Raw genomic sequence first — 22,697 nt, 5'->3', positions numbered from 1 at the left:
GCTTCTCTTGATGCCGCTCTCAGCACAAGTGAATATTTGTCAAAAATAATCCGAGCGTTCTTACTCCAATTGATTCAAGTTTACTCCATTTTTTCGCCATCTAGTAATACGTCGGCTATTGATGGTAAGCCCAAATGTAAAGAAAATTTAACAGGGTTGGTTTGCTTTCGTCTCCTCCCATGATTGGGGGGGAGAGGGTAGAAACAAACCAAAATCCCCCACACCTCACAGCATAGGGGAACCAGGGGCTATTTGCAGTTACTGGGAAGGGGTGTAGCAAGCTCTTGTACGGAGATGGTAACCGCCAAATCCACGCCGCACCACCAGAACCTGACTATTCACGAGATGAGAAAAGTCATATTATTTAGAAGTTCCTAAGCTGTCATAGCTACTGGAAATAAATCAGTTTGCGTACCTAAACTCTCTTCTAAAAAATCACGCATACTTGTTTCCAAGCGCTGGGCAACTAAGCAGTCACGCAATGCTAAAAGGAAACCTTTGATAGAGTCTGGTCCTTCTGAAAAACTAGTAGCTTTTTGTTTAAACTGCTGCCAAAGTTGCTCATTCTGTCTAAAACGCTCCATCACGTGCAATGCAGCCAAATATTCCGCTAAGGGGTCAAGAGCAAAACGTATTTGGTCTTGGGCTGCGCCAATCGTTTGAATGAGGTGCAAGCGTTCTTCTAAATACTTAAGACGATTTTCAGCATCATCGCCACCAATGGCGGCTAGGGCTACCTCACGCTTGATAGATCCCGGTCGAAAAGTTTTCTGAAGACATACCCAAGCAAGGATTTTGGTATCTTGCTGAACGGTACGATCGCCTAACTTATCATCTCCAGTGACGCTACGGTTAAGTTCGTTGAGATACCAGAGCATTAAATCGGGAATGTTACTGGGTGTCTGTAGCGGTGACTCTTTGACTTCCTCTACCCTGGTAGCAACTAGCTGATCTGCATAAAGTTTTGCCAGTAACGCAGTGATATTACGATTACCTACCATTTGCGAGAGACGTCGGCAAGCATCAAAAAATTCTGCATCGGTAAATAGGTCGCGCTTACCTTGCTGAGTTAGATAGGCTTCCATAAACGACGATAAACGATTGCCTTCTATACGTAGAGGCTTGATAGTGGTTTTGGTTACATGACCTAAAGTTTCATTAAAGCGTGAGGTAATAATTAATGCATTTACGGGAAAATCTGGAGACTCAGGGCGAATTGCCTTACGAGTAGCTTCACTCATTTCTGAGAAGTGGTCTACAATCACCAAGAGCCGTCGTTGTCTGAGGAGGCGTTCTAGTAATTCTTCAGAAATCGGTTCTTGCTCGTTGGTCAAGTCCTGCAATTGTCCTCGGATAGCATTTAACAAAGCTTGTTTGCCTATCTTTTGCATAGCTTGTATATCCGATACTTGTACATTGACTGCTTGTATACCCTGCATAATTTGCAAGTCCAAATCTTCTTCAATCAGCACTGGTATCATAGGGTGTTTGCACAAGCGTTCTTCTTCCGAGTTTGACATTGCCCAACTAGCAATTTGACAAGCAAGACTTGTCTTACCAACTCCGCCTTCGCCCTGAATAAGTACACAATCTCGCTGCTTTCTAAAAACAGAGTATAAATCTTTGCCACTCATTTGGGCTATTGTTTTATCGTTGATTTTTACAGGAACGGGGATATAGACATTTCTATTACTAACTGTATCCTTTTTCTGGAACTCCTCTCGAACAGATTTGATATACTCCTCTACCCAAGCATCCAGTACTCTAGGCTGTTTTACCAGCATTAAAAGCAACGCAGCCAGAGATACTTCCTTATCTAAATAAGGGATTTTGAAAGACAGGGTTTTTAAGGTGTTTTCCAATTTCAGTAGCCATAATGGACGTAGCCAAAACATCCCAAAAAGGGAAACTAAATAAACTAAAATTATCCAAATTGAAGGATTTTTGATAATTCCATTAATAAACTGGCGTTCTGTTTTTTTGCCTTTGAGGAAATCAATCTGTTGCTTAATACTATCTCTAGCAGATTTAAGCTCCCGATCTTGGATATTTTCTGTGATTTTTAAAACCTTTTCAAATTTTGAAATGACTTTTTCCAAATCCTTTAGGTTGACTTCATCTGCTTGAGAGCCAATGCTTGTACCAAGTCTCACCATGTGCTGGATTGCTTCTTCAGGAAACCATGATACTTTTCCTTGCTTCACGGTATTTTCAATAGCCTTTACCAAGGCATGCAAAGTTTTTTCTGTTTCTGGGTCAATCTTCTTTTCACCCTTTTCTTTCGCATTTTCCTGCTCGACTTCTTCAGATATATTGACAAGAGATCTTGCAGCAACTACTTTGATTTCTAAATTCTCATCCTCTAAAGACTTAATCAAGTCAGACACTGTTTCTTTTGCTTGAGATCTAATACTTCCTAAAGTGCTAATAGCGTTCAGACGTAAGGTATAATTCTTGTCTTCAAGCTCTTTTTGGAGTTTGGGTACAGCAGATGAGATATCCGCATTCGCCCTTTCCTTAAGTTCTTTTAGCGCCACAGTGGCACTGTTACGTACTAACCAAGCTGGATCGTCAAGTGCTTGTATAAGGACAGAGATAACCTTTGGTTCTTTCCGCGCAATTGGTCCTGCAATGACTCCCAAAGCTTGAGCAGCGCTAACACGTTGACTTAAATCTTGGAGATTTCTATCTTGCAGTATTGCAATTAACTTAGGAACCGCATCTCTAGCATCTTTGTTTACAGATCCCAGTGCTTCGATCGCAGCGGAACTAACCTTAGAATCAGGGTCATCAATTACACTGATAAGTTCTTGAATTGCGCTCTTGGCATTGATGCTTCTAATTGTCGCAATTGATATGAGCCGTACTTCCCTATCTGCATTTCGTTCTTGAAGTATGGCTTTGAGAGTCGGTAACGCAGCCTCAGCGCCTGTACCAACACCCCTCAGTCCATTCATAGCGTGGATACGTACTTCTTTGTTCTTTTGCGGTGTCAGATACTTGGTAAGTTCTTCAACATTGTCGAGCGCACCACGTTTTATCAACTCATCAATAGAGCTTAAATCCTTTTGAATATCCTCTTGCTTTCGCTGGGCAATGTTAACGTTAACTGTATTAGTTTGTGCCCAACCGGCATTGCTAATAAGCAAGGGTGATGAAAGGCTCAGTAATGCTACTGCAATTCCAGGGGCTAGTGTTTCCAAACAAAGATTATTTAAAAAGAAACGTTTAAACATAAGTGTGTTCCGATGCAACCTCTAGTTTTGTATACAAATACGACTTGGTACTTTCCGCAAAGTATCTATAGTAGTTGTCAATTGCTGAATCCTGCTTTGATGTCTTATCGACAAAGTCTTTAAGAGGATGTTTTAAATCTTCGTTAGGTTTTAGTTTTGGAGGAAATAATTTCATTTAGGCGTGAGGAGCAAAGCGTTGCGCTGAAAAATATTACACTAGACTCGTCCAAAATATAATTTAGACACAAAAAATGGTAGAAAGTAAAATTAGCAGTCTACCATTGTGAGAAAAAAATGTGTTTTTTCTGCTCTAAACTATCAGCAACTGTATTAAGCCCTCATTCTTACGTTTCCAGAAAATCTGCAAGAGTTGGTTTCAAAGCCTTGCTCAGACTGACTTGCGAATTTTAGGACGGGTCTACTTGGAAATTATTCTCTATATTTTATGTTTAAAAGAAATTAACATTCAGGATTAGCAGGAAAGCGGACAGACTTGAGAATCTACCGCATACAGCTAAATGAAACCTTTAACCCCTGCTAAGGGGTTTTTTAGTGCTCGCTCGCTTCTGGTGAAACTCAATGACTTGAGCCACACCCCCAACTAGAAGTTGGGGGATTCTGGCTAGGAATTAGAAGTATAAGTTGTGTTCCAAAGATTGTTTGCCGTTCAAGAATCTGCTATATCTATAGCTTCGACAACAGGAAAAATACTCGGATGATATATGTAAGTTGGCAAGAGAAAACAAAAAAATGTAACGATATGTAAATTTTTATATCCGTTAGTAACGCTAAAGCGCTAAAGCGCAACTACGAACTAGTCACAATTATTTAAGCCGACTCGCTTAACTTCCAACTTCCTGAGGTCACGATGCCATCATTTCAAGCTGAACCTGAAAACTTTTTTGAATTACTACAAATTGTCCGTGATGGTGCGGAAATCAGCTTGAGGGCTGGGGAATACAAAGGACCATTTACCATTGAGCGGTCAATTACCATTCGCGGTATGGGTCCGCAGACAATCATTTTTGCAGTGGATGAGCCAGCATTGGTTGTCACAGTTCCTGGGGTGCGACTGGTAAATTTGGCTCTCGCTCGAACTGTTGGCGGTGACAGGGGAGAAATAGTTCTTTCTGCCTCAAAAGAAAATGCCCCAATTTGTCAGTATGTGAAGTTAACGGGAATTGCACCAAATGTAACATGGGAAAGTGCGACTTGGGATATTCCCGCCGTTTTGGATTTTGGAGAGATAGAAAGCGATCGCCAGGTAGAACGTTTTTGGAGAGTAGAAATAGGTGCATTTTGTCAAGTTGTATCTGATGTTAGCTGGCTGCAAGTGCAAGATTTTCACCTCTGTCCTGGAGTACAAAACTTACGCCTAAGACTCAACGCACAAGATATTCCTGCGGGGACAATTTTATCAGCTTCCCTGTCCTTTGAAGCAGAAGAGGGCAAACGGGTTGTGCAGATTTCCGCTGTTATTAAAGCAAATCAGCCAACAAATTTAGACACTATTTATGTAAGAAAAGGTGACAACTCAAATGGCTTTGTTGGGGAAAGGGTAATACCGACACAACAACAGCTACAAGTTTGGAACACATATTTAGATATAGAAGAAAGGATAGCAAAATTACGGCAATTTTGCGTATCTTTTAACAGCCATAACTATGGAGCAGATACCAGACGAGTTAGCTTTGAAATTGATGCAAATTCAGCAACCCTTGATGGTGTGTCTATCAATAAGCTGAACGAAGATGACTTTTGGCAGCGTGCAAGAAAAGCACGAAATGAAGATGTTATGTTGTTTGAGTCTTCTCCCCAATATAGCAGTAAAAGAGACGGGGAAAAATTGGGCACTATTACAGAAATCAACCCTGAAGACAATAAAATTCGTATAAGATTGGATTCTGACATCTTCGAGCGAATGGCGCGGGGAGGCTACAAACTCCCTCCTAAAGGATTTTTGTATTTTGAAGCTGCTGGTGATATTCACCAAATCAATCAAAAGAAAAAAGCATTAGAAAACTTGCGACAAGGGCGATCGTACAATCCCTCTTTAAGCCGATTCTTATTTGATGCTTCCCGTGCCAAACTCCCATCAAAATATGTTCAACTACAACCCCAAGACTTATTAAAACGGGATGCCAATCCCGATCAGATAGCTGCTGTCGAAGCCGTACTTTCTTCCCCCGATATGGTTTTGATTCAAGGACCCCCCGGTACTGGTAAAACAACAGTCATTGCCGAAATTTGCTATCAAGTAGCCTTGCGGGGTGGAAAAACCCTCATCACCTCGCAAGCCAATTTAGCTGTAGATAATGCTTTGAGTCGATTAGTTCACAGCCCCGTGATTCGTGCTTTGCGGAAGGGAAAAGCCGAAAAAGTGCAGGAAGAAGGACAGCCATTTTTGGAAGATAACGTGATTGGAACTTGGCTGCAAAATACGGCGGACGACTGTGAGAAAAATCTCTCAAAACGGCAAGAAAATGTAAAACTTTTTCAAAAACTTTTAAACCCATCTCAGACATTTGCGACATACCTGCAAGCAGAGAAAGAATTTCAGGAGACACAAAAGGAATTACAAGCAGAAAAAGGAGCTTTAGAGGAAAACTGTAAAAACTACGAAATAATTTATCGGCAAACTTTAACTACCAAAAGTGAAGTTCAACCTCTAAAAGTCGGTTTGGAAAATTTGCTTAAAAATGCACCAGATATAAATTGGGATAGCCCAGAAGTCATAAATTTTCTGCCACTTCTGAAGCCCTACACCAGTGGAAATCAAAACGTAGAAAACTTTATTGCCAATGTACGTACAGCCCTTACCAAAGCTGCTGAACTGGGTTTTGTTCGTCCAAATCGCGGTGCTTTTGGATTAGCAGTTTGGTTGCAAGAAACTGTGGGAAAAGTCGTCTATGAGTTTAGAAAAATTTCTAGTGATGCTCGGGATGCAGCACAAGTCATGTCGGAATTGGGTGAGTTCGTACAGCTTTTTCAGCAACATTCCAATTCTCTCGATCGGTTACAAAAAGACTATCAGCAAAGCTTGACAAACCAACGAACAATAGAGACAAGAATTAAGAGTTTGGAAAGTCGCAAAAGCGAGCTTGAGTTTGTTATTAATGCAGTTAAAGAATGGAAATCCACTGCCCATGCCCGGTTGTATCGACTGGTGGATAATTGTCGGCGGACAGGTACGCTCTTGACTGATGAGATGTTTCAATTACCAGCAGGATTGTGGATCATTGCTCGAACTTTAAGCTTACCACTTGTTCCCGTACATTACAAAATTAACAAAATAGACCATCTCCCAAATTGGGTGCAATTGAAAAATGCATTGTCTTATGAGATAGAAGGTGGTTTTACCGATCGCCGTGGCAAACAGTACCGATTTAGTGAATTTTTGTTCCAAAGCCTCAATCAAACTCCAATGGTTTTGTCAACAAATTATCACCAACAGTGGCAGGAATTTGTACAAAAATATAGAAACTACAGCCAACTTTCTCCAAACCAACGGGGTGTTTTAATTGACCATACACAGCCGTTTATTACTCAAATGGAACAGATTTATGGGGCATCATGGGAACCGAAGAATATCGAATCTACACTTAACTCTATTGCAAGAGAACTTCTGGAAAATATCTTGGCAAATGCTCGTAGATGTGTTTTATCAGTCAAGCCAGAAACAGAGCAACAGCTTTTATATTGGCAACAACAGTTAAAAGAAAGTCAGACAGCGATCGCAGCCCAACAACAGCAAATATCCGCCACACAACATCAGCTAGAAATCACTCAACAAGAGTGTCATTTAAAACTCAACCAAGCGATCGAGCTTTTGCAAAAACTAAACCAACAGCAAAATATACCTGAAGAACTACAAACGCTCACCCAACATTATCTTGCCAACCAATCATCTATTTGGCAAAGTTCAAAACAATTTTTAACACACGTAGAAATTTGGGAGGCTTCTACCAAAGAACTCGAAACTCTGATTTCTTCCTTAGATCCTTTTGCTATCCTAAGGCTTATCAAAACCTCTTTGGATGAGCAAGTTGCTAAGTTAGAAGCAGACAATGAAGAAGCAAGACTCCAGCTAGAGCAATCTCAAATAAAACTTAGTGAACTAGAGAGACAAGCCCAACTGCAAATACCAGAAGATTTAATAAACCAACGTAAGTGGTGGGAGCAAGTATGGCAAACCTTACCCAAAAAATTTAAACCTGAGATTCCAGCAACAGGTTTGTTTACCTTAAAATTCTTACAGCAATTGAAAGCACAATTCGACTCATGGCAAAGAGAGTTGGAACAAGAAAAAACTTACCTCAATCGCTATCAAAATTATGTGCAAGATTGGATTGGCAAACTTCGCAATCCTTCCCCACAAGACCGAAACGAATTGAAGCAGATTTATATAGATAACGCTAATGTTATTGGTATCACTTGCGTACAAGCAGCCAGAGGAGATTTTTCTAAAGAATTTCCCAGCTTCGATGTTGTGATTGTTGATGAAGTGAGTAAATGCACTCCCCCAGAATTGTTAATTCCTGCTTTAAAAGGGAAAAAAATAGTCTTGGTAGGTGACCACCGCCAGCTACCGCCTTTGCTACAGGAAGAGACAATAGAAGATATTGCTGAGGAACTGAACATGACTAAGGATGAACTCAGCTTTATTAAAGAATCTCTGTTCAAAACTCAATTTGAATCTGCCCATCCAACCATCAAGAGAATGCTCGCGATTCAGTATCGCATGCATCCGCAAATTATGGGAGCCATCAATCAGTTTTATCAGCATCGATTAACTTGCGGTATTTTAGAACCTGATATAAAACGCGCCCATCATCTAGCAGGTCGGGTGATTCAAGATAACCACCATATTGTGTGGATAAAAACACCCGTTGAACAGGGTTTTGCAGAACAAAGAGAGGGAACTTCTCGGGTTAACCCAAAAGAAGTTGATATTATTGAAAAGCTTTGCGAACAAATGGAAAACGCATGGTCTTCCAAGGTCGCTGCTGGTCAGCCTCCAAAAGAAGTGGGAATTATTACTTTCTATGGCGCTCAATTCAGATTGCTCAAAGATAGAATTGAAACAGGTAAATTTCCATCTTTAAATATTCGTACTGGCACTGTAGATATCTTCCAAGGAATGGAGCGACCTGTCATAATTGTAAGCACTGTCTGTAACAATAGCAGAAAAGATATTGGATTTGCTAAGGAACCAGAAAGAGTTAATGTTGCATTTTCCCGCGCCCAAGAATTGCTTGTTATTGTTGGGTGTCATGATTTATTCACTCAGAAAGTTGGTCAGGTCGGAAATATGTATCAGGAAGTTTCTAAAGTAGTGCGCCGTTATGGAGGATTTGTTGACGTTTCAGATATTCTATCTTTAAGTAAATGAGCGCATATCTTGGCAGCTTTGGTACTGGTGGTATTAAGTACACCATCTTTGTCGTGCTGAAGGGCGATCGCTAAGGTAAGTTAAGATGAATTGTAGGTTGGGTTGAGCGGCAGCGAAACCCAACACAATCGGTCATTTGTTCTTACGTTTAACGCGATCTGGAAAACCTCTCTCTAAATCTCTCTCCTATAAGGAGAGAGACTTTGAATTTTGGGTTTGAAATTTAGATTTTTTGTGGACTAGTGGTCTATCGCAAAAGTTTTGATAGGTAAAACAACATTCAAACTCATCTTTTTTTCCTCTTCCTTCGTGCTCTTTGCGTCTATGCGCTAGCGCGCACGCTTCGCTATCGCGGTTTTTTAATCACCCATCAAAATTAATGCGATAAACCACTAGTGGTTTATCGCATTAATTTTGCGGGGTTGGTCTGAGTCGTATTTGTTTTTTATGGCGAAGACAGCGCAACTACGAACCTATCAAAACTTTTGCGACAGACTACTAGTCCACATGAAGTGAAAAGTCAGATCGTTTGTTGGGTTTCGTTCTATACAATACATTTGGTGATTTAAGATTTACTTTATAAATGATCTCTAGGTTTCCTCAAACGCTTAGCCTAGGGAAAATTGTTCTAACTAAACACAACTTTTCTTAAAATAAAGTAATAAAGCAAAAATCAGCCAGGATAAAAAATGCTGACAGAGTATATTGAAGCAGCCTTGAAGCGTGCTAATTATGAAATGTTAGACTATGGCACTTGTTATGGAGAAGTGCCTAAACTGCAAGGATTATACGCCAATGCTCCCACACTTGACGCCTGCCTTTGAAGAATTGAAAGATTCTTTGGAAGAGTGGATTGTATTGGGATTGCAGTTAGGACATACAATGCCAGTGCTATACGGAATTTCTCTTGCTTTTAATGAGGATGTGTTGAGGCAGAAAACTACCTAATGCTTGACTGCTTCTTTTATCCTTCTTGTTGGTTTTAAGGCAATACGGTTCAGATAACACCAAAATCCCTGTCGGTAACACAACGTAGAGACTAAGTATGGCTAGAGCATCGGTACAGAAATCATAAACAGCCTAATTTTTTGTAGAGACGCGCCACGGCTCGTCTCTACATTCACGACATATCAAAGGTTACCGCAGAGAAAAAATGTATCTTGTGCTCCCCTGCTTGACTACTGTATCGGCGCTCTAGTCTCTAAAAACGTAACTTTTTACACATTAACCTTAACTGAACCGTATTGGGTTTTAAGGTGCGCTCGCGATCGCTTAAAGGCTGTGTAATCACAAGTGTAGTCCGTTACAAAGATTCCAGTTGAAGAAACCAAGAGCAACAATTTTGTCAAAGGTTTGAACAGTTATTTATTGGCATGAGGTCATGGCGCTCACGTTAAGTGTGAGATGGAATAGTACGATGCCAAGGTTATACCGTTTTTAAATTATTACAGCATAACTATTTACCAACCGTTGCTATGGGGAGCGTCACAAAAGTCAAGTCAAAATTCAGGCAAAATTATGAAATAATGTTAAGAGCAAAGGTTTTTTTGTTAAAGGATGAGTAATAATTTTAAGACTATATTTACACCAGTTCAAATTCTACTAAAAACTTTATGCAAACAAACCAAGAAAGCCTTCCAATCGCTCTTTGGATTGCGGAAGGACAAGACAAAGGAGCCACTGACTTATTAATAGTTTACAATGCACAAACTTGGAATTACGAAGCAGTTTATGTTATGCCAAGTGAGAATTTTGAGCACAAAGAAAGAGAATATAGTACAGGATGGTACTCAATTCTAACAAACTACAAAATCTATTGAATTTGGGCATCGTGGCATCTGCATCAGTAATGGAGTAAATTCTTCTGCTGGTAAAGCTAACAATGGTTCAAGAATTGCTTGAAGCTCATTATCTAATGAACCAAAACGAACTCTTAGTAAGTTTTCCACAACTTGCCTTCTTCCTTGCAGGATAGCTAGTTACCTATCCTGCTGATACAGTAGTGCTAATCTCATAACCAATTCTCTATCCTCTTCTTCTGGATTTTGAGCGATTAATAAGTTTTTCTGCAAGGTGTACAACAATTTTACGCACCTAAAACCGAGTTAAGGGTATAGTTTCTGTGATAAAAATTCTTATTACACATTTGGAAGGATGAACTACACTCGGTGCATATTAACGATTAGACTATCCTGGTATATGTAATATCTCATGAGGAATATGGTGTTTATGCAAGAGACCTTCATTGACCTGGATGAATTGATGGTTCGGTGTCGGGATAAGCGGGCAAAACAATTGATTCAAGAAGCCGTTGCCTGTTATCGAGCAGGTGCCTTTCGTTCTTGTATAGTAGCAACTTGGAATGCAGTGGTCTTTGATTTCCTCCATAAATTGAGAGAACTCGATATTCTTGGGAATGGAGAAGCAGCCAATCTTCTAAAGAACTTTGAAAAGATTAGTTCAGAAGCAAAAGTTAAGGAATTATGGCAATTCGAGTCTAGTATTCCCGATTGGGCACTCACTAAATTTGAACTCATTTCTCCGATTGAGAAGTCGGATATTCAACGGTTATTTGAGGATCGAAGTCGATGTGCTCACCCGTCGATGACTTCATTAGAAGAACCTTTTGAAGCAACCGCAGAACTTGCCCGTTATCACCTGAGAAGTGCTGTGATGCACTTGTTACAGCGTCCCCCAGTTCAAGGGCGAGCGGCGGCGAAACGTATTTTCCAGGATATCGAATCCGAGTACTTTCCTGTTGATGTAGAACTTGCAGTTCAATACTTCCAAAAAAGTCTGTTAGCTCGTGCGCGGTTTATCTTAATCAAAGATATTATCCTTGGCTTAACGATTAGTCTATTAACTGATAAACGTCTAAACGATGAACGAGCGCGTCAATTTTCTGCACTTAATGCGATAGTAAGACTGTATCCTCAACAAACTGGAAAAATTTTGAATGATGGACTTTCTGACATCATTCTTAATAAAGTAACGGATGCAAATTGGGATAAAGTCATTGCTTATTTAAGCAGCGTTAGCGCTTGGGAGTATCTTAGTGAACCGTGCCAATTGAAGGCGAAGGCATTTATTGAAAAGCTTGATATTTTTGATGGAAGCTCAAAATCGGCTCCACATCTTTCAGCGCAGAATATCGATATTTTAATTAAATCTTCACATATAAGTTTTTTGAAAGAAATTGTTATTAATAAGTTGAACATTCCTCTCAAGCATCTTTTATCAGCTAAAGCACTTTGTAAAGATCAAAAATTTATTGATAATATTCTTACACCGCTACTTCAGGATGCGTTACCTCAAGCTGATTTAAATGATTTAATTGACATGAGAAAAGGCGCAAATGAGTTGTTCAGTACTGCTATTCAACCTCATCTCCAAGAAGCTATTCAAACTGCTAGTATCGAAACCTTAATTGATAAAATTTCAAAATATTTAGATTCTTCAATTCTTGACCTCATTGAACTTTGCTTAAGGGAAAAAATTTCCACTGCTTCTTTAGGAGAATTGCTTAAAATCAATGCACAAGACAAATTAATGGAAAAATTAAATCCCGATCTCCTTGAATTGTTTGACCATACAGTAAAAGAATTGGTCAATCAAGCTACTTTCTATGAATTATTTGAGGAATTCAATTATTGGAATAAAATTCCAGATAAGCTTTTGGAGCCAATTCTGAAAGAAAATGTTGACATCATTGTCAATCAATTTATTCAATCTAGCTCTTTTAATGATGCTAGTCATAATGCGCGGTTACTTGTCAAGGTGGTAGAATTCCTTAATCCGGCTCAATGGCAATATATTTTAGACGCATTTTGTAGCAACGATCAGATATACCGTTCCAATTCCTGCCCTGGGATTTTTTGTAAGCTTTTTGAAAAATCGATGGAGTTTAATGGATCGGTGGCACCCTACTGGTTATCATTTCGCCAAAAGCTGGATCAACTTAATGTTGTCAATACCACTAGACTTAAACATTTAATTGACTCTTATCGAACCGTAGATTTCTAAGAGGGCAAAACCTGAACTAGTATCTTCACTTGTTGGTTTTTTGCTCGCAGCTGTTGGTGTCGTTTGCATAGCGGGTAATAAGGTCATCCGGGACATTTTTTCAAAGTTCGTTTCACTTGCCATCAAACCAAACCCCCTAAGAGTTGATTGTCGAATAATCAGCTTTCCCGATCGTCTAACACCCACTCAAACCGTTGTTTCAAATCATTGCAATGACTGGGCGGTAAAACTCCATCGTGTTGAAGTCTCCCAACTACAATTCCTGGTGCAATGCTGATTTCAGCAGCAAACTGCTCAATACCTGCTTTACTGTGTTGTTGACCTGATGCTAAGAATTGCTTCAACTCACTAGGGGGGATGAGTATGTCCTCAGCAAATTTGTTTGCTTCTTGTTCCTTGTGTGCTTCCTCGACAGATTCAACGTCTTTCCCCTCAAGGAAGAAATCGCGCTTACCGTGGAGCAAAATATGACCTGCTTCGTGGAAGAAGGCAAACCACAAATAGTCATTAGTTTTGTAACGCAGGCTGAGTTGGATCAGCGCCTTGTTAGGATTCAACCAATGAGTGGCTCCACTAGTTCGTGTCTTGGGAAGTTGCGGCACAAAAACGACAGCTACACCAGCTTCAGCACACAACTTCACCATTTTCAGTTGGAAAATCTCTGGTGGTTCCACAGTCAGAGCACGGATTTGTTGCAATGCCTCCCTAAACTTGTTGCTATCGTAGATAGCACAAGGAATCTTAGCTGCTTCAATTTCTCCCTGGCGCAACCAAGCGGTGACATTACCAAAGTCACTTTGGAATGCTTGAGATTTACAAAAGTATATATGAGTGTTGCACCAGATTCCCTGCCATTGTTCAGGGGAGGCGACGGCAAAAAAATTCAGTACCTCCCGCAGTTGCTCAACTTTGTCTTGATAGTACTGAATCCACCCAAACTTAATCATGGCTTTAACGGGGATCTGGTCAAGCCACGCTAGTTGCTTTTCTAAGCGCTCTTGTTCTTCTGCTCGAGCTTGTGCTTCTCGATATCGTCGTTCGCGGTTGTTCCAGAAGCTGGCTGGAATTCCTAAAACCCGCTCAAATTGCAATGCTGTTTCCGGGGTAATTGCTGCTTTCCCATTAATGATTTCGTTAATCGTTTTTTTAGGTCTACCTGTGCGTTCCGCCAGTTCTGCTTGGGACATACCACGTTCTTCAAGGACTTCTTGAAGAGTCTCCCCTGGAGCAGAAACATAGTTTGGCGTGTACTGATTTTGAATTTTTTTACTCATGTGTATCCTCCACGCCGAGTATTCTTACGGCAGTCACTTCAGTCCAGTCGATACCACCATCTGGTTTAGTAGGAATCGGTTCATTTGCAGGCTCGAATATAAGCCGATAGGGATGATCTAAATCCAATGAGAACTGACCTGCGCGGTCATAAAGCAATTCGTGACAACGTCCTGGAAGATTTCTCATGTCCTCAAGTACATTGGCATCATATAAATCATCAAGTCGTCGCCGAATGCGTTTTGCTCTATCTGTACCGTACTTTTTCTCAAGAAGCCTTTGGTCATTACAATCTTTTTCGAGTTTCTTGTTTTTAAACACTATGTCCATAATACCATAGCTTCTAAAAATATGTTAACCCTAAAGGTTAACATATTATCAGAGCAACAAAATAATATAAAATTGGAAACATCAGAAACATTATTGAAACATTGCAATATATTCTTGCGCCATAAGTAAGGGGGTGCCAAAATTGGTCAAACAAGCGCGAGTAGGAAGGCGACCGATGAAAGTCACCAGACATCGAGACAAAATCTTAGAGGCGCTGCGAGAATGGTTTCGCATCCACAAACAGGCACCTACCCTAGAAGAGCTGTGTGCTGAACTAGGTATGCAACCTCGTCAAAGAGCAACGCTTCAACGCTGGTTGCAGACGATGCGAGGTATCGATGTGGAATGGGAGGATAATGCAGCCCGCAGTCTTCGCTTGCTCACCCCTGAACCGGAAGTTGAACCCGAACCGCAAATACCCGTAACGGAAACATTGCGGTATCTGGCGACTGGCTTGGCAGAGTGGGAAAAACGAGAACCACAAAAGCAATTGCATATCCCAAAAGCCCTCCGCGTCGGGATGTCCAGAATGTACTTAACGTCTTTGCTTTCTGGAGATGAACTTGCTCCCTCGAATCTTCCAGAATTTTTTAACTGGGCAAAAAAACCAGTCGTTGAGTGGAAACCCGCAGCAGAGATTAAAAACCTTTCGTCAGAAGTCACCCTTATAGAAGATGGATTAGTTTCCGACTTTGCCCTCCAGTGGCAGGTTACGGGTTCTGATGTAGAAATGCAGGTTCAAGAGAAAGTTTTGCACGATGTGCTGCAATACTGTCGGGCAAACCAGCTAGAAGAACAATATCGCGCCTTGCGGAAGCTGATTATCGAACGTCCCGTCCTCCCCTACTCCGAATATCGTCGCCTACTGTCGTCAACCCAACTTAGACCTCTGCGCGATTTTTTGCTGCAAATCTACGTAGATTTAATCGATTTGGCAGGTGACAGTGCTTATCAGTTCTGCCCGCGCTGCAAATATGTAATGCGCTCCCGTCCAGGTAGGACTTATACTTGCCGAAACATGACTTGCGAACAACTCAGCGCCAAACACCATCTTCCAGCATTACCGTCAGTTTCCAAACAGGAAGCAGAAACGTGGAAAGCCGTTACCCCAGGCGTGCATCGGTACGGGACACTACCGGGACTTTGGGAAATTCATCTTGCAGAAGCCCTCACAAAACTAGGGGTGCGCGTTACTCTTTGGCCGGAGATTGATGAATTTGACTTACTCGTGGAATTTAGCAAGAAAGCCCGGTGGGCGATTGATGTTAAGGATTGGTCGTATCTGGATGAAGAGCGGTTGCGAAAGGTAGAGTACCGCTTCGATACAACTGAAACCTTTGTGGCCTTTCCCAATGAGCGAGCAGAAGCATTGCGTATCGGAGTGCAGCGCCAACATCTCGAATCTGAATTAGGTGGTGTGCGATTAAGGAGCTTTGACGAAATTATGTCCCAGGCTAAAAAAATTCTGGAGAAGAAAAACCATGCGTAACATTTCTCAATGGGGCAAGCCATTGCGTGAAGCCCTTGGCAAATCACAGGACTTAAAAGCTTATGTAGAAGAGAGTTTGCCTGATGCGATCGCTAGTATACAGCAGAGAGAAATAGCGCGTCTTGCCCAACTGATTGCTGAGGTGGAATTGGGTTTGACTTTACTGATGGAGGTAGCCCCAGAAGAAAGAGCAACTTCCGTATCAGCATTGCTTTTGGGATATCGCTTTCCAGTTAAAGCATTTAAATGTGAGGAAAATTGGCTACTTGCACAAAAAGCCCGTTTCTACCTGGTGCGTCGCAAAGGTAGGCAATGGGAGCGTTCTTTGAGTGAATACATTAAGTTACCTAACACCATTAAAATATTTAGACTAGCAGACACAAACGATGTCCCACAATTGATTCCATCTAGCACTTACCCCCATCGCTTAGAGCTATATCGTCAAACGCTTTCAAAAACTCCATCACATAAAAAACGAAAAGTCAAACTAGCGACTTCCGGGTATTGGTACGCCAAAATTGCCCATCAAGCTTATACCCCAGTAGAGGTTCCCATTAACATTCCGGAAGCTGTTGCGAATCTTGCTCCCGCGCCGCAGATATCCTTTCACCGCACGCGCAAGGCTATTAACCCTAGCTGTACTGTTACTCTAGAAAAGTTGTGGGAAGATGCCTCGGAAATGGATGGCAAACTGGCTAAAGCTGGGTACGAACCAGAAAATTATCATAGCCGCCTTAAAGGAATTACCATTTGGTTATACGACTCATCAACAAATGATTTCCATCCTTCCCAACCAGATACTGAATTAGAACTAGAGAAACTTGTCCACATTGTCGGTTTATTGAACGTGGGCAAATCTACATTGCTTGATATCCTCATTTACCACTTCGCCAAACAGGGATATCGCTGTGCATTGCTTGTCAATGATGTTGTCGCCGCAGTGCGCCTCGCCTCCCTATTTCGAGATGGATTAGGAATTCCTGCGGCTCCCGTACTCGGAAGCAGCAACCGCTTCCAACATCTAGAAAAAGTTTACGAACCAATTTTGGCTACCAAGGGTGAGGAAATAGAAAAAGGAGCAACACATCCAGCTTGGCGTTGGTTTAGTCCCGTCTGTCCCTTGTTAGCTCTTGTGCAATCAGAGGATAAGTGGGAGTTTGGCGACGAACCCTGTCACAACCTTTATCAAAAGCAAACTACTACTGACAATCGCAACTCTAATGTAGAAGACGATGAGGAGTTGGAAGATTTGGAGGAGGGTGAATCTGAAGATAAATACACCTGTCCCTTATATTATAAGTGTCCGCGTCATCAACTAGAACGAGACATTGCTCAAGCTTTGGTGTGGGTGTTAACCCCAGCCAGTTTCATTCATACTCGCGTTCCTTCTCAAGTTTTTGCAGAAAAACTGACTTTCGCTGAAGCCGTTTACCGCGAATGTGACTTTCTTTTTGTTGATGAAGCTGACAGGGTACAGGTGCAGTTTGACGAAGCTTGTGCTCCAGATGAAGTTTTAGTCGATGCTTCTGGAAACTCTTTATTAAATAAGTTAGGACTCAAATTCGCTACCGCTATTTACAATTCTGACCGCCGCAACATGGCAGCTGAACTCGTTGCAGTGGCAAAGAGAGCCAATGACTACGCTCAAATTGCTACTGACCTAATTCTCCCTCGGCTCCACAATCAGCCAAAACTTGTGGAATGGTTGGGACAAAACCCCTTTACGGGTCGTTCGTTGTTTGCCCATGTTATCCGTGACATCCTGGAAACACCGGAAACAGAAGACAACGAACTGTCGCCCAAGCTAACACGTGGGGAACGCAGTAAGGAAAGGCATAAGCGGATTGAGGCTGGTTTACCTCCGGAAGAAGAGCGTCAGCGCCGCAAAAAAATCATGCAAACACTGGAGGGATTTTTGCAAGCTCCCCTGAATCGCCGCAAAGGAGGAGAACTTTCCGACCTTGCCTTTACCCTACTGAGTTCCGAAAGTGACTTTAGAGCATTGGCTGAGGTTGCTGATTGGTTAAGTAGATGGCTCGAATCAATGGAAATTTCTCTCACAGATAAAACTAAGTTTGAGGAAGCCACGCACCACCTGCATTTAGCGATTCTCGTGACGGTACTCAACGACAGGCTAGGTTTCTTAGTTGATAACCTGAACGCACTCACTCGCTCGCGTGTTCTTGACCTGCACGACACCAGCCTTGCCCTTGTGTACCGCCCACCCCGCGACTACCTCCCGGTTGTACCATCTTCGCCAGTGGGGAACATTCTGGGCTTTAGATATACACGCGATCGCAGTAACAAATCTGGTGGCAAGTTAGAGTATTTCCGCTATGTAGGAGTAGGTCGCTATTTACTCCTGAATTTCCCCAATCTCTTTGCTGTTGACGGTTGGGATGGTCCTCATACAGTACTAATTTCAGGAACTAGCTACGCTCCTGGCACTCCGGCTTATCATATCCGGGAAAACCCTACTATTTTGCTAGAGCCCGCTAACAATAATAACACGGCAGGCAATGCAGGGATTGGTGAAAGTGACTTTTTCTTCAGCCCGCAGCGCAACGCAGTTGGAAAGTATATCGCCTTATCAGGACTGCCACCAGCTAACAGAAGAAAAGCTGCAGACGATATGGTGAAGGCAATCTGCGATCGTGCTTCACAAGCCAAAAGCTTTCTCACTCAGTTATTTGAGACGTTAAAAAACCTGGAACAGAAGGATTCAGAACGGTGGCGCGATCGCCAACGCTTGCTATTGATTGTTAACAGCTATGACGAAGCGGAGTGGGTTGAGTCGATTTTAAAACCCCTCTACCGCGTTGAACATCTTGAAGACATTGCCACCCTGCGCCGAGATAATGCTCCGGCTCACTTAAGCGGTATTCGTCGGGGAAAAATTCGGGATGTCGGAAAAATCCCCACTCTAATTGTCATCGCTCCTTTGATGGCACTAGAGCGGGGTCATAACATCCTTAACGAGCACCAGATAGCAGCATTTGGAGCAGCCGTGTTCTTGAGCCGACCGATGCCAGTGCCCGATGATTGGCAAACGACTGTCCAACAACTTAACAATTGGGCGCTGGAGAAATCTTCAGAATCCAGCCTCTACAAGCCACTGCAAAAACGAAGCAATGTTCTCTCGCTGGCAAATGTAGAAAATGAATTTTACCAGTATGCGGTAGCGAAAATGCTCGACTTGAACTGTCGGGCAATGTCCTTCAAGCAATTGACTAACGATGAACGTTCTGTACTTTGCTGGACTCAGTTGGTAAGTATTTGGCAAATCATCGGGCGTTTGGTACGGGGTGGTGTACCCTGCATTGTTCATTTTCTAGATGCCAAGTTTGCTCCTCTATCAGTTGAAAGCAAACTCGACAGTGAAGCTACCTCACTTTTAGTGGGCATTATTAAAGAACTTCAACTTGCTATCGAGGCTGAAGGAAAACAACCCTGGGAAAAAACTTTAGCGCGATCGCTCTACGGCGCTTTCTTCAAAGCACTCAAAAAAACAAAGGAATTACGCTATGACCTTTAAATATATTCTCCCTGGAGCTTGGGAACTCACTGAGGATATGCAATACAAGCTTTTTTCTCTCCTGGTTCCTACTGCATGGCAGCAAGTTGCTAAATCTCTCGCTCAAAAACGTGTCAAACTTCTGGGTCGAGGTTATCCCTCTGTTCCCGTCTACTCCCTCGACCGTATCATAACTGCCAGCTTTCCAAACATTATTAAAACAGAACGTAATGGCTGGCAACGCCCTAGTGTACCTTGGCTGTTAGCGACAGAACGCGCCGACCTTTTTGACTTGCCTGGGTTGATCAAAGATTGGCTGCGCGAGGAATTTAGCAATTACTTGGGTGATGATGAGGTAGAGCCCATTCTCGACAAACTTGATGATGATGCTTGGGAGTGGGAGGAGGAGCCAACAATTTATCCCTTGCGATCTCAAGTAAAAAATCAATACGGCATTGATATTCGCTTTCAAGCGATACCAGATTTCCTGGCTGTTGAATTTCTGAAAAACCCAGAAGTCACTTTTGGCGTAAACAGTCAGTACCAACTGACATTTTATCGAGTTGTCAGCCTCAATCCAGGAGCGGAACTTATGTCATGGCCTCCCAATCAGGTTCCACTTATCAAAAATAACAAACAACTAGGCACAGCAGACATCTCGTTTGTCATCCGTTTCAAGTTGCAAACAGTCCCTTGGCGCAATGAGCCGATGATTTACCATCAACTTTCAATTCGACGATGGGTCACCGAGTCTCTAGAGAGCTTACCGTACCGAGGTGCTACTGCTTATATTGGGGATAATCGTCGGTGGTTAGATGGCAAAAGGCAACCATTCTGCTTCATACCTCTGTTGATAAAGCAAATGATGACGCAATTCGGTAGGGAACCGAGATGGTCTAGGGCTATTAGCTAGGGGTCTAGCTTGAGAATTGACACAGAGTAATCCCGTGACTTGAGCAACCGCCCCAAACTTGCTGCTACAATTCCTTTACCAATACTGGAAACTACACCACCAGTCACAAATACAAATTTAGTCATATTAATTTTAATGTCTTGCAACTCCCAAAAATACATCCCGCCATTGTGCCACAGTAATTAGAGAGTGGGGAGTAGGGAGTCGTAAGTAAGAATTATTACTAACACTCACCACTCACCACTATTTTTTGTAAATTATTATTCTATTTTGACGTGAAATCAGTACTAGGATTAGTAATATTAACTTCCATAGTTATCTCTACATCTGTAGCTTTGGCTCAAGAGCAATCCCTGAAGATTGTTTATCCGCGAGCAAACTACCAGACAAGCGCTCGCAAAGTCTTCTTCATTGGCACCGCGCCATCGAAGGGACAAGTTTTAATCAATGGTAAGCCAATAAACCGTAGTAAGTCCGGTCATTTTGCCCCAAGCTTGCCTTTGCAGTTGGGAGAAAATGTCTTTACCATCCGCTATCAGCAAGAGGAAGTCCAGATTAAGGTAACAAGGGTTTCGACCCAACCAGAAATACCACAGGGATTAGCTTTTGCTAAAAATTCTCTTACCCCAGCAGTCAATATTGCTAAACTTCCAGGGGAACCGATCTGTTTTAGCGCCATAGCCCCTCCTGGTGCAAATGTTTCTGTAAAGCTGGGAAATCAAACTGTTTCCCTTTTACCCCAGCCGCAAGTGGCACAACTTCCAGCAAATTCTGCAGCCTTAACAGGACAAAATCAAGCTTCTATGCAATCAGGAATAAGCAAGTATGCTGGTTGCACAACAGTAGCAATACCTGCTGATATGGGACAACCTCAGTTTCAACTGACTTTAGATGGCAAAACCATGACTCAATCGAGTCCTGGAAAAATTGCCATCCTCTCACCTGCACAGTTAGAAGTTATTGAGGTGACGGCAGATTCAGGAGTAGCACGCACTGGACCCAGTACAGATTATTCCAGACTTACGCCTCTACCAAAGGGTACTCAAGCAACCGTTACGGGACGCGAAGGGGAGTGGCTGCGATTAAACTATGGTGCTTGGATTAATAGCAAGGAAACTCGTGTTCTTACAGGGGCTATTCCTCCACGCTCAATGATTCGGAGTGTTGGATATCGCAAACTGCCCGGTGTAACTGAAATGGTTTTCCCTTTGCAAGTTCCCGTTCCCGTGAACGTAGAGCAGGGCGATCGCATTTTGACTCTTACTCTTCATAATACAACTGCCCAAACTGATATTATCCGTTTGGATGACGATCCCTTAATTTCTCGATTAGATTGGAAACAATTACTTACCTTTTCAGAGAGTGGACAAGAGGCAGTACAGTATACGTTTAATCTTAAAAATGCTCAACAGTGGGGATACAAGTTGAGATACGAAGGTACAAGTCTCATTTTAGCTTTACGCCATCCTCCCAGTACAGAGGTAAAAAAACGAAATCCGTTATCTGGTATTAAAATCTTACTAGACCCAGGACATGGAGGTAAAGAATCTGGTGCCGCAGGACCAACTGGTTATTTAGAAAAAGATGTTAACCTCAGTGTCTCTAGATTGCTCCGCGACGAATTGGTAAAGCGAGGGGCGACAGTTGTGATGACACGGGAGGACGATCGCGAAGTATCATTAGTTGACCGTGTCACAGCGATCGATAAAGAAGAACCAGCTATTGCCCTGTCAGTACATTACAATTCCTTGCCTGATGAAGGCGATGCCGAAAAAACTCAAGGAGTCGGAACTTTTTGGTACCATCCTCAAGCTCATAACCTAGCAGTTTTCATGCACAACTATATAGTAAGAAAATTAGGACGACCTTCCTACGGTGTGTTTTGGGATAATTTAGCACTGACACGTCCAGCCAGCGCACCCTCGGTGTTATTAGAGTTAGGTTTTATGAGCAACCCTTATGAATTTGAGTGGGTTACGGATTTGCAAGAACAAAAGAAGTTAGCAAAAGTAGTAGCTGATGGAATTGTTGAATGGTTTGCAAGTGTCCGTTGAACTCGTGTTCTGGGACGTCGAGTCATTTGTGACGCATTGGGAATAAAAAGCCGATCTTTATAGCTGAAAAGATCGATTTCCCGTTGACATAATTTAAAAGAACCGGATTGTTGCAATCACCGGACTAATGGTGTGGGACTTTTTTCCGGTCATTGAAATGATTCCTCACTTTGTACTTCATTTACCTGAAAAATGCTGTAAACTTGTTCGTTTCATCCTTTAGCCTTCATACAGAGAGCCTTTTTGTACTAAATGGGTTGATTCGTCAGGTTTTATAAGCCATTAACTAATTATGCTATAAGTTAGAAAATAGGAAAAATTGTATTTTTTTGGTCTTAAAATTCATTCTTTACACACTTTTCCCACTTTTGCTACATATTGAGAATTATCAAATCTTTATATATTTTTGAAAGTAAAAACTCTGTTATCTAGAAATTAATTATACAAGGAGAAATATTTGTATTTACAACGGTT

The 22,697-nt window shown here is 42.0% G+C and carries 12 protein-coding genes and 2 pseudogenes; 9 read left to right on the top strand and 5 right to left on the bottom strand.

Going from position 1 to position 22,697, the window contains the following annotated elements; translation table 11 throughout:
- Positions 1–374: 374 nt before the first annotated feature.
- Entirely contained in the window at positions 375–3,236 is a 2,862-nt protein-coding gene (locus ACYRY3_RS33650) for a HEAT repeat domain-containing protein (protein ID WP_460206014.1), read from the bottom strand.
- 868 nt (positions 3,237–4,104) lie between these two features.
- Here ACYRY3_RS33650 and ACYRY3_RS33645 point away from each other — a divergent pair.
- The 4 genes from ACYRY3_RS33645 (at position 4,105) to ACYRY3_RS33630 (ending at position 10,448) form a co-directional block, all read left to right on the top strand.
- On the top strand, positions 4,105–8,628 hold the full coding sequence (locus tag ACYRY3_RS33645) for an AAA domain-containing protein (protein WP_460206013.1): 4,524 nt from the start codon (positions 4,105–4,107) through the stop codon (positions 8,626–8,628).
- Between the two features lie 689 nt (positions 8,629–9,317).
- Positions 9,318–9,452 carry a hypothetical protein gene (locus ACYRY3_RS33640; RefSeq protein ID WP_460206012.1) on the top strand — a complete coding sequence of 45 codons (135 nt, stop codon included), beginning with the start codon at positions 9,318–9,320 and terminating at the stop codon, positions 9,450–9,452.
- The gene (locus ACYRY3_RS33635) at positions 9,424–9,576 is read left to right on the top strand and encodes a hypothetical protein (RefSeq protein ID WP_460206011.1); all 153 of its coding nucleotides are present in this window, start codon (positions 9,424–9,426) and stop codon (positions 9,574–9,576) included. The genes ACYRY3_RS33640 and ACYRY3_RS33635 overlap by 29 nt, the downstream gene beginning before the upstream one ends.
- A gap of 665 nt (positions 9,577–10,241) precedes the next feature.
- A complete protein-coding gene (locus ACYRY3_RS33630; protein WP_460206010.1) occupies positions 10,242–10,448 on the top strand; it encodes a hypothetical protein in 207 nt (68 codons plus the stop codon).
- Here ACYRY3_RS33630 and ACYRY3_RS33625 read toward each other — a convergent pair.
- Positions 10,425–10,718, bottom strand: a pseudogene (locus ACYRY3_RS33625) (hypothetical protein); the annotation flags it as partial. The gene ACYRY3_RS33630 and the pseudogene ACYRY3_RS33625 overlap by 24 nt on opposite strands.
- Before the next feature lie 205 nt (positions 10,719–10,923).
- Between ACYRY3_RS33625 and ACYRY3_RS33620 the strand changes: the two are divergent.
- Complete coding sequence (locus tag ACYRY3_RS33620) at positions 10,924–12,651, top strand: hypothetical protein (protein ID WP_460206009.1); 1,728 nt, start codon at positions 10,924–10,926, stop codon at positions 12,649–12,651.
- Between the two features lie 158 nt (positions 12,652–12,809).
- Here the strand turns inward: ACYRY3_RS33620 and ACYRY3_RS33615 are convergent, their stop codons facing one another.
- Complete coding sequence (locus ACYRY3_RS33615) at positions 12,810–13,925, bottom strand: HigA family addiction module antitoxin (protein ID WP_460206008.1); 1,116 nt, start codon at positions 13,923–13,925, stop codon at positions 12,810–12,812.
- On the bottom strand, positions 13,918–14,253 hold the full coding sequence (locus ACYRY3_RS33610) for a type II toxin-antitoxin system RelE/ParE family toxin (protein ID WP_460206007.1): 336 nt from the start codon (positions 14,251–14,253) through the stop codon (positions 13,918–13,920). Before ACYRY3_RS33610 ends, ACYRY3_RS33615 begins: the two co-directional genes overlap by 8 nt.
- A gap of 175 nt (positions 14,254–14,428) precedes the next feature.
- Between ACYRY3_RS33610 and ACYRY3_RS33605 the strand changes: the two genes are divergently transcribed.
- The 3 genes from ACYRY3_RS33605 to ACYRY3_RS33595 are packed head-to-tail and all read left to right on the top strand — an operon-like array spanning position 14,429 to position 20,169.
- Complete coding sequence (locus tag ACYRY3_RS33605) at positions 14,429–15,742, top strand: restriction endonuclease-related protein (RefSeq protein WP_460206006.1); 1,314 nt, start codon at positions 14,429–14,431, stop codon at positions 15,740–15,742.
- Positions 15,735–19,277, top strand: a complete 3,543-nt coding sequence (locus ACYRY3_RS33600) for a pPIWI_RE_Z domain-containing protein (RefSeq protein ID WP_460206005.1) — start codon at positions 15,735–15,737, stop codon at positions 19,275–19,277. Before ACYRY3_RS33605 ends, ACYRY3_RS33600 begins: the two co-directional genes overlap by 8 nt.
- A complete protein-coding gene (locus tag ACYRY3_RS33595) occupies positions 19,267–20,169 on the top strand; it encodes a pPIWI_RE module domain-containing protein (RefSeq protein WP_460206003.1) in 903 nt (300 codons plus the stop codon). Before ACYRY3_RS33600 ends, ACYRY3_RS33595 begins: the two co-directional genes overlap by 11 nt.
- Here ACYRY3_RS33595 and ACYRY3_RS33590 read toward each other — a convergent pair.
- A pseudogene (locus ACYRY3_RS33590) lies at positions 20,169–20,294 on the bottom strand (hypothetical protein); the annotation flags it as partial. The gene ACYRY3_RS33595 and the pseudogene ACYRY3_RS33590 overlap by 1 nt on opposite strands.
- Positions 20,295–20,444: 150 nt before the next feature.
- Here ACYRY3_RS33590 and ACYRY3_RS33585 point away from each other — a divergent pair.
- Positions 20,445–22,223, top strand: a complete 1,779-nt coding sequence (locus ACYRY3_RS33585; protein ID WP_460206002.1) for an N-acetylmuramoyl-L-alanine amidase — start codon at positions 20,445–20,447, stop codon at positions 22,221–22,223.
- Positions 22,224–22,697 lie beyond the last annotated feature (474 nt).

This window comes from Scytonema sp. NUACC21, from assembly GCF_054684315.1.
This window is presented reverse-complemented; position numbering and strand designations above follow the sequence as displayed.